The sequence below is a fragment of the Olleya sp. Ti.3.14 genome (genome assembly GCF_038154885.1).
Lineage (GTDB): Bacteria > Bacteroidota > Bacteroidia > Flavobacteriales > Flavobacteriaceae > Olleya.
Map to the genome: position 1 here is coordinate 86,890 of NZ_JBAKAO010000004.1, position 13,767 is coordinate 100,656.

General features: G+C 32.6%; 12 protein-coding genes. 5 read left to right on the plus strand and 7 right to left on the minus strand.

The window, feature by feature from the left end:
• The first annotated feature begins 124 nt into the window (after nt 1-124).
• A complete protein-coding gene (locus V6251_RS07730; RefSeq protein WP_341587709.1) occupies nt 125-1,813 on the plus strand; it encodes an ABC transporter ATP-binding protein in 1,689 nt (562 codons plus the stop codon).
• A gap of 283 nt (nt 1,814-2,096) precedes the next feature.
• On the opposite strand, the gene V6251_RS07735 is transcribed toward V6251_RS07730, so the two are convergent.
• From V6251_RS07735 to trhO, 7 genes are all read right to left on the minus strand, one after another.
• The gene (locus tag V6251_RS07735; RefSeq protein ID WP_341587710.1) at nt 2,097-2,723 is read right to left on the minus strand and encodes a hypothetical protein; all 627 of its coding nucleotides are present in this window, start codon (nt 2,721-2,723) and stop codon (nt 2,097-2,099) included.
• 2 nt (nt 2,724-2,725) lie between these two features.
• On the minus strand, nt 2,726-3,379 hold the full coding sequence (locus V6251_RS07740; protein WP_341587712.1) for a CoA transferase subunit B: 654 nt from the start codon (nt 3,377-3,379) through the stop codon (nt 2,726-2,728).
• An 11-nt stretch (nt 3,380-3,390) separates the two neighbouring features.
• Nucleotides 3,391-4,092 (minus strand): CoA transferase subunit A, encoded by a 702-nt coding sequence (locus V6251_RS07745; RefSeq protein ID WP_341587714.1) that lies wholly within the window; start codon nt 4,090-4,092, stop codon nt 3,391-3,393.
• An 88-nt stretch (nt 4,093-4,180) separates the two neighbouring features.
• On the minus strand, nt 4,181-6,541 hold the full coding sequence (locus V6251_RS07750; RefSeq protein ID WP_341587715.1) for a penicillin-binding protein 1A: 2,361 nt from the start codon (nt 6,539-6,541) through the stop codon (nt 4,181-4,183).
• Nucleotides 6,542-6,556: 15 nt separating this feature from the next.
• Nucleotides 6,557-7,039 carry a gliding motility lipoprotein GldH gene (locus V6251_RS07755; RefSeq protein ID WP_292948748.1) on the minus strand — a complete coding sequence of 161 codons (483 nt, stop codon included), beginning with the start codon at nt 7,037-7,039 and terminating at the stop codon, nt 6,557-6,559.
• The gene (locus V6251_RS07760; protein ID WP_341587718.1) at nt 7,026-8,393 is read right to left on the minus strand and encodes a PSP1 domain-containing protein; all 1,368 of its coding nucleotides are present in this window, start codon (nt 8,391-8,393) and stop codon (nt 7,026-7,028) included. Before V6251_RS07760 ends, V6251_RS07755 begins: the two co-directional genes overlap by 14 nt.
• Before the next feature lie 189 nt (nt 8,394-8,582).
• Nucleotides 8,583-9,647: an oxygen-dependent tRNA uridine(34) hydroxylase TrhO gene (gene trhO, locus V6251_RS07765; protein ID WP_341587719.1), complete on the minus strand. Its 1,065-nt coding sequence runs from the start codon at nt 9,645-9,647 to the stop codon at nt 8,583-8,585.
• Nucleotides 9,648-10,078: 431 nt separating this feature from the next.
• On the opposite strand from trhO, the gene recA reads away from it, so the two are divergent.
• The 4 genes from recA to V6251_RS07785 all read left to right on the plus strand — a co-directional run bounded on the left by recA (nt 10,079) and on the right by V6251_RS07785 (nt 13,704).
• Nucleotides 10,079-11,083, plus strand: a complete 1,005-nt coding sequence (recA, locus tag V6251_RS07770) for a recombinase RecA (protein WP_145004751.1) — start codon at nt 10,079-10,081, stop codon at nt 11,081-11,083.
• Between the two features lie 100 nt (nt 11,084-11,183).
• Nucleotides 11,184-11,588, plus strand: a complete 405-nt coding sequence (locus tag V6251_RS07775) for a hypothetical protein (RefSeq protein ID WP_292948743.1) — start codon at nt 11,184-11,186, stop codon at nt 11,586-11,588.
• A gap of 29 nt (nt 11,589-11,617) precedes the next feature.
• Nucleotides 11,618-12,160, plus strand: a complete 543-nt coding sequence (locus tag V6251_RS07780; RefSeq protein ID WP_292948741.1) for an RNA polymerase sigma factor — start codon at nt 11,618-11,620, stop codon at nt 12,158-12,160.
• Nucleotides 12,160-13,704, plus strand: coding sequence for a hypothetical protein (locus V6251_RS07785; protein WP_341587721.1), 1,545 nt, complete (start codon nt 12,160-12,162; stop codon nt 13,702-13,704). The genes V6251_RS07780 and V6251_RS07785 overlap by 1 nt, the downstream gene beginning before the upstream one ends.
• Nucleotides 13,705-13,767 lie beyond the last annotated feature (63 nt).

A 13,767-nucleotide genomic window follows, 5' to 3' on the forward strand; every position in this document is an offset into this window, starting at 1 on the left:
CTTTAACAATAAATCATTTTTAACTATTTGTTTTTCGATTAAAAACAACGTATTAAAAAACATTCGCTTTTAAGTGTGGTTTAACCCACAATCATTTGAAAGAAATTAATTACTTTTACCCTATATGAGCGAGATTTTACTTAAAACAGAAGGTCTAACAATTGACGTAAAAAATGGATCTGACTACAAGACCATTATTAATAACATTTCATACCATATTAATACTAACGAAATTGTTGGTGTAGTAGGAGAATCTGGTTCTGGTAAATCCGTATCGTCTTTAGCTATTTTAGGGTTGTTATCTAAGGCTATTTTTAAAATAACTTCAGGAAGTATAATTTTTGAAAATAAAGACTTAACAACTTTAAGTAATAAAAATCTGCCGACCATAAGAGGCGCCAAAATTGGAATGATTTTTCAGGAACCAATGAGCTCTTTAAATCCATCTATGACATGTGGTAAGCAAGTTGAAGAGGTCTTACATCAACACACTTCTTTAACTAAAAAACAAATTAAGGCAGAAACACTAGTATTACTCGAAAAAGTAAAACTTCCAAATCCTGAACGCGTTTATCAAGCTTATCCTCACGAAATTTCTGGTGGACAAAAACAACGCGTCATGATTGCTATGGCAATTGCATGTAAACCTCAACTACTTATTGCTGATGAGCCAACCACTGCTTTAGATGTGACGGTTCAAAAAGAAATAATTAGTCTATTAAAAGAGCTACAAACCGAAACTAAAATGAGTATTATTTTTATAACTCACGATTTAAGTTTAATATCAGAAATTGCAGACCGAGTGCTTGTTATGTATAAAGGTCAAATTGTAGAGCAAAATACTGCTAACACAATTTTTAATAAGCCAAAAGACAATTATACTAAAGCGCTTATTAAATCTAGACCATCATTAGATGTTAGACTCAAAACACTACCAACAATAGCTGATGTATTAAAAAATGAAGTTTCGGAAGTAGTCGTGACTAGCGCTATGCGTCAAATTCAACATAAAAAAATATATGCTAAATCACCATTATTAGAAGTTAAAAATCTTGAAAAAGAATATATTTCTAAATCAGGTTTTTTTGCTAAAGCAGAAACATTTAAAGCAGTTAATAACGTTAGTTTTAATTTGTACGAAGGTGAAACTTTAGGACTAGTAGGCGAATCCGGCTGTGGTAAATCTACCTTAGGAAACGCCATCCTACTACTAGATAAAGCCACTAAAGGTCAAATTTTATATAAAGGCAAAGACATTACCAATTTAACTAAAGCTGAAACAATAGCTATTAGGAAAGATATTCAAATCATTTTTCAAGATCCTTATGCCTCACTAAACCCAAGGCTAACTATTGGTAATGCTATCATGGAACCTATGAAAGTGCATAATTTATATGCTAATGATACTGAAAGAAAAGCAAAAACTTTAGAGATATTAAATCGTGTTGGACTAGATGACACTGCCTATAATAGATATCCACATGAGTTTTCTGGAGGACAAAGACAACGTATAGGAATAGCGCGTACTATTGCATTACAGCCTAAATTAATTGTTTGCGACGAGTCTGTGTCTGCTTTAGACATATCTGTCCAAGCACAAGTTTTAAATTTATTAAATGAACTAAAAGAAAAGTTTGGTTTTACCTACATTTTTATTTCTCACGATTTAGCAGTAGTAAAATACATGAGTGATCAACTTTTAGTAATGAATAAGGGTAAAATAGAAGAATTAGCTGATGCTGATATAATATACAACACACCTCAAAAAGCCTATACAAAAAAGCTAATTGCTGCCATCCCAAAGGGACTATAGCATAAATACTTTTTTGGTTAAATAGAAAACGCTGCTAATAAAATTAACAGCATTTTTAAATCCTTTTCTTAAATTCTTAAAAAACATAGTAGGTCAAGTTTTTGATAAATTTGAAACAAAAAAGTATTAAAAATAGATTAAGTCATGGTAGACTTGGGTTATTTCTAATGGTTAGGTTTGGGATTGTAAACATACAACCTCTTTTCATAATAATCAGACAAAAAGCATAATTATTCGATGAAATACACTTAATTTTAACATTTAGTATGTTTACTAGACCTTTTTACTTTGTTTTTTTAGCTGGCTTAGTAGTCAAAACACCTCTAGTAGGATAGTAACTTCTACCGTAATTAGAACGTCTATCCTCGCCTAATCTAGCTGCCACTTGGTTAGTCATTTTAATTACAAACACCTCCTCAGCATTTGGAAACGACAAATCGCGTCCATCTGCATCTATTTTTTGACCTTTAGACGTATGATTTCTCTTTCTAGCTAAATAATCTTCTGTGTCATATAACTCATTATAACAATGGATTAACTCATGGGATAATAAGGATACAGGAGAATTGTATCCTTTATTACGTTTGAACCATCTTTTTTTATGATTTTTTCTAAACACTACTCCATGAGTATCATAAAACAAAATAGTATTATGCGCTGGACTATAAGCATTTTTATCCGCAGGAATTATAGTAATATTATTATCTGTATCTGCCACTAAAACATCAATGACATCAATACTATGCGTTTGATTATCCTCTATAAAAGTAATGGTAAGCGCACTACTTTTTACCAAAAAATCTAAAGCAATGGTTACGTTTTTTAAAAACCGATCTTCAATTAGATCATAATTTCTATCTAATACATAATGATAGTCTATAAACTGATTACTTAAGGTCTTAATTTGCATTATTATATATCCATTTCTGGGATGTCACCTTCAATAATTAAATGACCTTCTGTAGCTTTTTGAATTTGATCTACAGTAACTCCTGGTGCACGTTCTAATAATTTAAAACCGCTATCTGTAACTTCAATAACAGCTAAATTGGTAACGATTTTTTTAACACAACCAACTCCTGTCAAAGGAAGACTGCACTTTTTAAGCAGTTTAGACTCTCCTGCTCTATTGGTATGCATCATTGCCACAATAATATTTTCTGCACTAGCTACAAGATCCATAGCTCCTCCCATACCTTTAACCATTTTACCAGGTATTTTCCAATTGGCAATATCACCATCCTCCGACACTTCCATAGCACCTAAAATAGTTAAATCAACATGTTGTCCTCTAATCATAGAGAAGCTCATAGCTGAATCAAAAAAGCTAGCTCCTGGTAAGGTCGTAATGGTTTGTTTTCCTGCATTAATAATGTCTGCATCTTCTTCTCCATCAAAAGGAAAAGGTCCCATACCTAAAACACCATTTTCAGATTGAAATTCTACTTCTATATCATCACGCACATAATTGGCAACTAACGTTGGAATACCAATTCCTAAATTAACATAGTAGCCATCTTGTACTTCTTTAGCTATTCGCTTTGCTATTCCTGTTTTATCTAACATAATGTATGTCTTTAACTTCTTTGTCTAATTGTTCTTTGCTCAATTCTTTTCTCATATTTTTCACCTTGAAAAATACGTTGTACAAATATACCTGGAATGTGTATTTGATTAGGATCTAACTCACCAACTGGAACCAACTCTTCAACCTCAGCAACGGTAATTTTAGCTGCTCCAGCCATACAAGGGTTAAAGTTTCTAGCTGTACCTTTAAAGATTAGATTTCCGGCTGCATCACCTTTCCAAGCTTTTACAAAAGCAAAGTCTGCTTTAAAAGCATGTTCTAGCACATACATTTTACCATCAAACTCTCTGGTTTCTTTACCTATGGCTACTTCTGTACCAAAACCTGCTGGTGTAAAAATAGCTGGAAAACCTGCTTGAGCAGCACGACAACGCTCAGCCAATGTCCCTTGCGGAATTAGCTCTACATCTAATTCGCCAGACAACATTTGTCTTTCAAACTCGTCATTTTCTCCAACGTAAGAAGAAATCATTTTTTTTATTTGCTTTTTTTGAAGTAGTAAACCTAAACCAAAGTCGTCAACACCTGCATTATTTGAAATACAAGTTACACCTTTAACATTACGCTTTACCAGCTCTGCAATAGCATTTTCCGGAATACCGCTAAGACCAAAACCACCTAACATAAAGGTCATATTATCTTGCACACCATCTAAGGCATCTGAAACTGAATTAACTGCTTTTAGAATCATTATTTTCTAATTTTTTGTGGTTTAAATTTAATAAATAAAAAAGCCATTCTGAAGAGAATGGCTTTTAATTTTTAAGTTATATTTTGAGTTACATTTCTAACTCATCTGGGACTTCGTCATCTAATAAGTCCAACCCTTGCGAATTTCCTCCATCTGGAACATACCCTTCGCAGTCTACAGCAATTGATAAGTCCGAAGGACGCTCAAAATTTGCTTCAGAAACGTCTAGTGTTTCATCTTCGTAACAACTTTTCATGTACATTCCCCAAATTGGTAATGCCATAGCTGCTCCTTGACCGTAAGTAATACTTTTAAAATGAACAGCTCTATCTTCTGCTCCAACCCAGACACCTGTTACCAAATTTGGTACCATTCCCATAAACCAACCATCTGACTGGTTTTGCGTGGTACCTGTTTTACCTGCTATAGGGTTTTTAAACTCATAAGGGTAACCTGTTATAATTTCTGGATACACTCCTGTTTTTGGCATCCATGTTCTGCGTAGTCTTGATCCTGATCCCGATTGTGTAACACCTTCCATTAACTTAACGGTTACATATGCTGTTTCTTCACTTAAAACATCTTTTGTTTCTGGTACAAATTGGTATAATACCGTATCATTTTTATCTACAATTGTGGTTACCATAACCGGTTTTGTATAAACCCCTTGGTTAGCAAAAGCGGAATATGCGCCTACCATTTCATATACACTTATATCTGGTGTACCTAATGCAATAGAAGGCACTAATGGTATGTCTGATGTTATTCCTAAATTTTTAGCTAATTCGGCTACTGGTTGTGGTCCAACCTTATCCATTAATCTAGCAGTAATTGTGTTTACAGAGTTTGCTAATGCTTCTTTTAATGTTAACTCACCATTATAATTTCCGCCATCATTTGTAGGTGCCCAAGGCTCTGGGTTCCCATATTTATTAGCCTCAATAGTTAAAGGAGCCAATGGTAGCTTATCGCAAGGCGACATATGCAATTGATTAATTGCTGTAGCATAAACAAAAGGTTTAAAAGTAGAACCTACCTGACGTTTACCTTGTTTTACGTGATCGTATTGAAAATGTCTATAATTCATACCACCAACCCATGCTTTAACATGTCCAGTTTGTGGATCCATGCTCATCATTCCTGGGTGTAGGAAAGACTTGTAATAACGCATAGAGTCAATAGGCTTCATTATAGTATCAAATTCTCCTGGACTACCATCTTTTTCCCATTTAAAAAGTGTCATTTGAGCTGGCTTATAAAAAGACGCTCTAATTTCTTTTTCATTTTTACCAGCATTTTTTAAGATTCTCCAACGCTCACCACGTTTCATTGCTGTATTTAATAACTTATCAACTTCATCTGAAGATAAATCTAAAAAAGGAGCAGTTTTATTTCGCTCTGGTGTATTTTGATTAAAAAACTCTGCCTGAAGTCTTGGCATATGTCTAGCAACAGCTAACTCAGCATATTTTTGCATACGTGAGTCTATGGTTGTATAGATTTTTAAACCATCATTATACAAACTATATTTAGAGCCATCTGCTTTTCTGTTTTTTGGATCTGCAATCCATTCTTTCATAAATTCTGTTAGATAACCTCTAAAATAAGTTGCAGATCCTGAACTATGACTATCAGGTGTATAATTTATACCTAAATCTGTTTTTTGAAGCGAATCTTTTTCAACATCTGTAATATAACCATATTTAGCCATTTGATCAAATACCGTATTTCTACGTTGTTTGGTCCTAATTGCACGTTGTCCCTTATCTTTAAGTGGATTAAAAAGTGATGGGTTTTTAAGCATCCCAACAATCATTGCAGACTCTTTAAGTGTTAACTCTTTAGGCTCTTTACCTCCAAAATAAATCCTTGAAGCTGAGCGAATCCCATCTGCATTATTGTCAAAATCCACAATGTTAAGGTATTGCGCTACAATTTCTTCTTTGGTATATTGACGCTCTAATCTTATAGCTATAATCCATTCTTTAAATTTTTGAAGGACTCTTTTTACTTTATTGCTAGAGGCTCTTTTTGTAAATAGTTGCTTAGCCAATTGTTGCGTAATTGTACTTGCTCCTCCACTTCCAGGCTTTAAAACTGCACGTAAAGTACCACGTCCATCAATACCAGAATGCTCCATATACCTTACATCTTCTGTTGCAATTAATGCTTGTACTAAATGCTCTGGTAACTCGTCAAAACTAACTGGTGTTCTATTATCACGAAAATAAAAATTACCTAATGTTTTTCCGTCAGATGAAATGATTTCTGTAGCTAAGTTTGTTTTTGGATTTTCTAATTGTGTGTGATCTGGCATTTCGCCTAACACTCCCCAAGATGCTAGTAGAAACAATAACACTACTGATAATAAACCTCCTAAAAACAGCATCCAAAACCATCTAATATACTTATCAAAGTTTGTTGCTTCTGCTTTTTTTGTTTTTGCCATATCTATCTGACTTGATTATTCTGTTTTTTCTATTCTAAATCCTACGTCTGTAATACCTTCTAGATTAACGATACCATTAACTTGACCACTACCTCTCATAGCTTGTTGCACATTAACATTATACGTGCCACTTTCGTTAAAAATAACGCCTTTTTTGTACCACAATTTATTTTCTTTTACGGACGATAACCCTTCACCTAACCACTCACCATTTTTTTTAGTCATATCGTACTCTAAAGTATCTGTTAAAGTTTTTCCGTGAGGAAAATTCATTTCGACGATTAAATACAAATTACTAAATTTATAATCATTTGTGTTTCTAACATTAACAAATAAATTATAAGGATTGATAGAGTCTGGCGCGTTTATTTTAAAATTAACTACATCTTTTTTGTTCCAAGATGTTGAAACACTTTTATACTGATCAAACACCGCTTTATCATCGCATGACGATAGCAAAACTAGCAATAAGACAACTACAATTTTACTTATTTTCATTAGTTTGATTGTTATTGTTTTCAGGTCTTTTTTTATTTGGCTTACGTTTTGGCCTAGGTTTAGGTTTTGGCTTAGCACTATTTGCCTGACTTTTATTTGGTTGGTTTTTATTTGGTTGCGTTTTGCTATTAGCCTGATTTTTATTATTTGTGTTAACCCTTTTGTTAGGTTTAGCTTTTTTGTTATCGGTAGTTTTAACCTCAGCTTTGTTATGAACAGGCTTTTTGTTTCTACTTCTATTGTTTTTACGTTTTTTATTGCCTTTTGGACTATCAAAACGTGTTAGGCTATCTTGACCTACAACGTTTTCAAACTCTGTTTTAGTATCTACAACTAGATCTACAGCATACTCTTCAAGGCTTGCCACCTTTTCTCTTTTTTTATTTATTGCAATAATTTCTCTAGCTTGATCTGTAGTAATTAAGTGCCAATTCATCCACTCTCCTTCATAGGCATACCACATATGTCCTTTAAAAATGTCTGTTTTTTGGCACACAGCAGTTCCTTTTTCTGTGTATAATTTAGTATCTGGTTTTGGAAATGCTTTTAAGGCGTCTAAGTACGAATCCAACTCGTAATTTAAACAACACTTAAGCTTACCGCATTGACCTGCTAATTTTTGAGGATTTAGTGATAATTGTTGGTAACGTGCAGCACTTGTGCTTACAGACCTAAAATCTGTTAACCAAGTAGAACAACATAACTCGCGACCACAAGACCCTATACCACCAAGTCTAGAGGCTTCCTGACGGAAACCGACTTGTTTCATTTCGATACGTATTCTAAACTCTCTGGCATATATTTTAATAAGCTCTCTAAAATCCACGCGCTCTTCAGCTGTGTAATAAAATGTGGCTTTACTACTATCACCTTGAAACTCGATATCAGAGATTTTCATGGATAGTTTTAAATCGATAGCAAATTGACGTGCTTTAACCTTCATAGGTTCTTCTTTATCACGTGCTTCGCTCCAGATATCTATATCTTTTTGAGAGGCTTTACGGTATATTTTAAGAATATCGTTTTTAGTATCTATTTTTTTACGTTTGATTTGAACGCGAACTAATTCTCCCGTAAGGGTAACCATACCAATATCATGACCAGATTGTGCTTGAGTAGCAACAATGTCTCCAATACTTAGTGTTAAATTTTCTGAATTATGATAATAATGTTTACGTCCGTTTTTAAATCTAACTTCTACCCAATCAAACGGTTTTTCTCCATTTGGGACAGACATATTTGCTAACCAATCAAACACGGTTAATTTATTGCAACTATCTGTACCACATGTTCCGTTATTTTTGCAACCTTTTGGTTGTCCGTCTTTTCCTGTAGCGCAACTTTGACAAGCCATACTATTTATATGTATATATTGAATCTTAAGGTGTTAACCCAAAGATGAAGATTAATAATTAGTTGTTTCCGCGAAAGCGCATACCAACTCTTGTTAATGTGTAAAGATAAGATTATTTAGGTGACTTTAAAATATAAAAAAAGCGTAGTAAAATTTACCACGCTTTTTGCAATATTAAAATAGTGTTTTTTACTTTTTAAAAGTTTCAAATATATTACGTAAATCTTTTTTATATGGTAAATGATCTGCACGACCTTTTTTAAAGATATCGTTACTATTACCCTGTCCTTTTCTTAGTGCTTTTTGCTCTTCAAATGGTAACGCATGTATTTCTTTACAAGCTGTAGAACAGCAATTATCCATTTCGGTCTTACAATCTTCGCATTGTATAAAAAGTAAGTGACAGGCATCATTAGCACAATTTACATGTGTATCACATGAGGTACCACATTGGTGGCATTTTGCGATAACGTCATCACTAATTTTTTCTGATCGACGCTCGTCAAATACAAAGTTTTTTCCTATAAATTTATTATCTATACCTTCTTCATTAACTTGTCTGGTGTATTCAATAATACCTCCTTCTAGTTGATAGACATTTTTAAATCCTTTATGTTTGTAGTAAGCACTTGCTTTTTCGCATCGGATACCTCCTGTGCAATACATTAGTAGGTTTTTTTCTTCTTTATGCTCGCGTAAATCTGCTTCGATTATATCTAAAGATTCTCTAAAAGTATCTACATCTGGAGTTACTGCACCATCAAAATGTCCAATTTCACTTTCATAATGGTTACGCATATCTACACATACTGTGTTTGGATTTGCTAGCATGTCGTTAAACTCTTTAGCCGATAAGTGCACACCTTTATTGGTGACATCAAAGGTATCGTCGTTTAATCCATCTGCTACTATCTTATCTCTTACTTTAACTTTTAGCTTTAAAAAAGACATGTTGTCTTGTTCTACAGCTATATTTAATCTAACATCTTTTAAAAAATCGATGCTATCTAAATGGTTTTTAAAGGCGTCAAATTGATCTGCTGGTAATGATAGTTGCGCATTAATCCCTTCGGTAGCGACATAAATACGACCTAGGACGTCTAAACTATCCCATTTAATAAATAATTGGTCTCTTAATTGTTGTGGATTGCTAATTTGAGCATACTGATAAAAAGATAACGTTAGACGGTCTTTTCCAGCTTTTTCTATAAGTTCTGCTCTTTCAATAGCGCTTAATTTGTTGTACAGTTGCATGCTATACTTAGTTTTAAGTGTTAATAAAAAGTTTTTGCAAAGGTATTATTTAAAATGAATTAGCCAATTTACATCCAAAAAAAAGTCCCTTGCGCTTTGCAAAGGACTTTTAATAGACTAACTCGTTAATAATTTTTTAATATTAATTAAAAAATATTACGAGTTAACCTCCATCGGCTTTACAGTTACTATTAAGTAAAACAGCAACTGAAACGCCTAATGTTTTTGTAAATACTAGTCTTTTTAAATATCTCATACCTCTAATTATTAAAGGATTAACATTTTAAAAGCGGATTAAATTTTCTTTTTCATAGCATATTTTTTCCACTTCAATAAGTAGATGCAAAAACTTTAAAAAGGTTGCGTCATAAAATTAAAATTCGTTAAAAAAAGTAGTATTTTAGCATAGAATTTTTAATAAACTATTGACGATGAGTAAAGAAAACGAAGCAAAACTAAAAGCACTACAACTAACTTTAGACAAGTTAGATAAAGCTTACGGTAAAGGAACAGTAATGAAAATGAGTGATGCTGCAGTAGTGGATGTGGAAGCTATCCCTACAGGATCTTTAGGTTTAGATATTGCTTTAGGTGTTGGTGGCTACCCTAGAGGAAGAGTCATTGAAATATATGGACCAGAATCTTCTGGTAAAACTACTTTAACATTACACGCTATAGCAGAAGCGCAAAAAGCTGGTGGTATTGCTGCTTTTATTGATGCAGAACATGCTTTTGATAGATTTTATGCACAAAAATTAGGCGTAGATATTGACAACTTAATTATATCTCAGCCTGATAATGGTGAGCAAGCTTTAGAGATTGCTGACAATTTAATTAGATCTGGAGCAATTGATATAGTAGTAATTGACTCGGTTGCAGCTTTAACACCTAAAAGCGAAATTGAAGGTGAAATGGGAGACTCTAAAATGGGACTTCATGCAAGATTAATGTCTCAAGCACTAAGAAAATTAACTGCATCTATTAGTAAAACTAATTGTACTGTTATTTTTATTAACCAATTACGTGAAAAAATTGGTGTTATGTTTGGTAACCCAGAAACAACAACTGGTGGTAATGCTTTAAAGTTTTACGCTTCTGTTAGGTTGGATATTAGACGATCTACACAAATAAAAGATAGTAATGGAGAAGTACTTGGTAATAAAACAAGAGTTAAAGTGGTTAAAAACAAAGTAGCTCCACCTTTTAGAATGGCTGAATTTGACATTATGTATGGTGAAGGCGTAAGTAAAGTTGGAGAAATATTAGATGTAGCAGTCGAAAAAGAAATTGTCAAGAAAAGTGGTTCGTGGTTTAGCTATGAAGACACTAAACTTGGTCAAGGTCGAGATGCTGTTAAACTAATAATTAAAGATAATCCAGAATTATTTGAAGAGTTAGAACAGAAAATTAAACAAGCTATTAAAGACAGTCTTTAAAACAAAAAATCCCGATTTATCGGGATTTTTTTATTTTAAGACGCAACCTTTTAACTTATTAAGCATCTACACTTTAAACAACGTTAGTTTACACAAAACAATGAAGCCATTTTTTATTTGTTTAATAGCTCTTTTTGCTTTTTCTTGTAGTATTGAAGAAGAAGATAATACAAATAGCTACATAGCAGTTTTGCCTATTGCAAGCGTCTCTATGCCTCAATACTTTGAATATGGCGAAACTTATCAAATAGAAATAACTTACTTAGCTCCTACCAATTGTCATTATTTTAATGATATTTATTATGACCTAGAAGGAAACACAAGTCATGTTGCTATTTTAAATACAGTAGTAGATAACGGAAATTGCGAAACAACAAATCTAGAAGCCCAAACGTCTTTTAACTTTGAAGCAAATACTACTGGATTACATATCTTTAAATTCTGGCAAGGCGAAGATGAAGATGGACAAGATATGTACCTATTAATGGAAGTTACTGTTGAGTAAATAATTATTAACTAACACCTTGTTTAAATTTGAGTTTAGAACAACTCATACATAAATGTAAATCTAATGATACTAAAGCGCAAAGCGAATTATACCAGCTTTTTTCAAGCAAATTATTCTCTGTTAGCTTAAAGTATTCAAGCTCTTATGCGCAAGCTGAAGATAATTTACAAGACGCATTTATAACCATTTTTGCAAAAATAAAACAATATAAAAACAAAGGTAGTTTTGAAGGTTGGTTAAAAAGAATAACCATTAATACCATCATGCAGCGCTACAGAAGTCAAAAAGTCTTTGAAATAATTAATGAAGAAGCTATAATTGACGAAAGCATTGACATAGATGACGAGGATGTTGGGATAGATTTTTTGTTGCAATGTATACAAGAGTTACCAGATAGGTATCGCTTGGTTTTTAATTTATATGTTTTAGACGGTTATTCGCATAAAGAAATTGCAGAAATGCTTGCAATAACAACAGGAACAACAAAATCAAATTTAGCTAGAGCTAGACAATTATTAAAAGAAAAAATAGTAGCCTATAAAACGGGACAAAAATCCCAATTGTTATAATGAGTAGTAAAAAGAATATAGATCGCCTATTTCAGGAAAAATTCAAGGATTTTGAAGCTAAACCCGACCCAAAGGTTTGGCAGAATATACATTCAAAATTAAAAGAAGAAGAGGAAGATAACAAACCTATTGCTATCCTTCCGTTATGGTTAAAATTAAGTGGTATTGCAGCCTCATTTATCTTACTGTTAGTTTTAGGAAACACCTTTTTTAGTAGTCCTTCTGCTGTAAATACACAAACAACAGTAGATAATCCAAGTCCAAATAACAACACCATAAAAAACAGCTCAACTTTAAATGAAAAGCAAAAGCTGGAACAAAATAAATCCAATATTAATGAAGCAACTACTGATGCTTCAGAAACTATAAACAAAGACAACAGCACTATAGTTATTAATAACCAAGACCCTAAAAACACGAAAATTAAAGGTAATAGCAAAAAAGACAACAAGGCTAATTTAATCCAACAGCAATCAGCCTCAAACTATACCAAGTCTTCTATTGCTACTAACACTATTCAGAATAACAATAAGGTAACAAACGGTAATTATACTATTCAAAAAAACAAATTCTCAGTTTCTTCAAACAAAAAAACAACAGATAATCAAACTAAACAATTACAAGAATCTGTAGTTAAAAACCATGTGAATCCTATAAAACAAACTACTAATATTACAAACAAAGACAATATAACTAAAGCTATAAAACAAGAAAACATAGCAACAAACACTATTGTAAAGGATACTATACAACAGCAAAAACCTTCTATTGAAGATGCTATTGCTAATAACAAAGCTACTGAAGACCTTATTGAAAAAGAAGAAGAGGCTAATAACAGGTGGAATGTTTATGCTAACATTGCGCCTGTTTATTACAATGCATTTGGAGAAGGATCTCATATTGACGAGCAGTTTAATAAGAACAACAAATCTGGTGAGGTTAATACAAGTTATGGTGTAAAAGTAGGCTATACTTTAAATGATAAATTAACTATTAGATCTGGTATTAACAAGTTAAATTTAAGCTACGACACAGATGATGTTATTGTATATCAAAACGTTAGTACCAACCCAAGTCCTAAAGAAATTAGAAACATAGATTTTAATCCAGAAAACAACCAATCAATCAATATTATAAGTAGTAATAGCTTGCTATTGGGTAACAACAACTCCAGTTTAATCAAAAATGTTGGGCTTAGTCAAAGAATATCTTATTACGAAGTCCCTTTAGAAATTGAATATGCTGTCGTTAATAATCAATTTAGCTTGAACCTAATTGGAGGTCTAAGTACTTTTGTTTTAGATGATAATAAACTGGTTTCAGAATTTGATGGTTTTAAAATGGAGATTGGTAGCGCTAATAATATTAACAACTTAAGTTTTAGTGCCAATTTTGGTGTGGGTTTAAATTATAAATTTTCAGAATCTGTAATTTTTAATTTTGAACCAACCTTTAAATATCAATTAAATGCATTTTCCAATACCTCTGGAAACTTCAATCCTTATATTATAGGAGTTTACACAGGGTTTAGTTATAGATTTTAAGTATTGATTTAGTTTTTAAGTGTCCCTTTAAGTAGGGAATTAATACTGTAAGAGCTGCTCTGT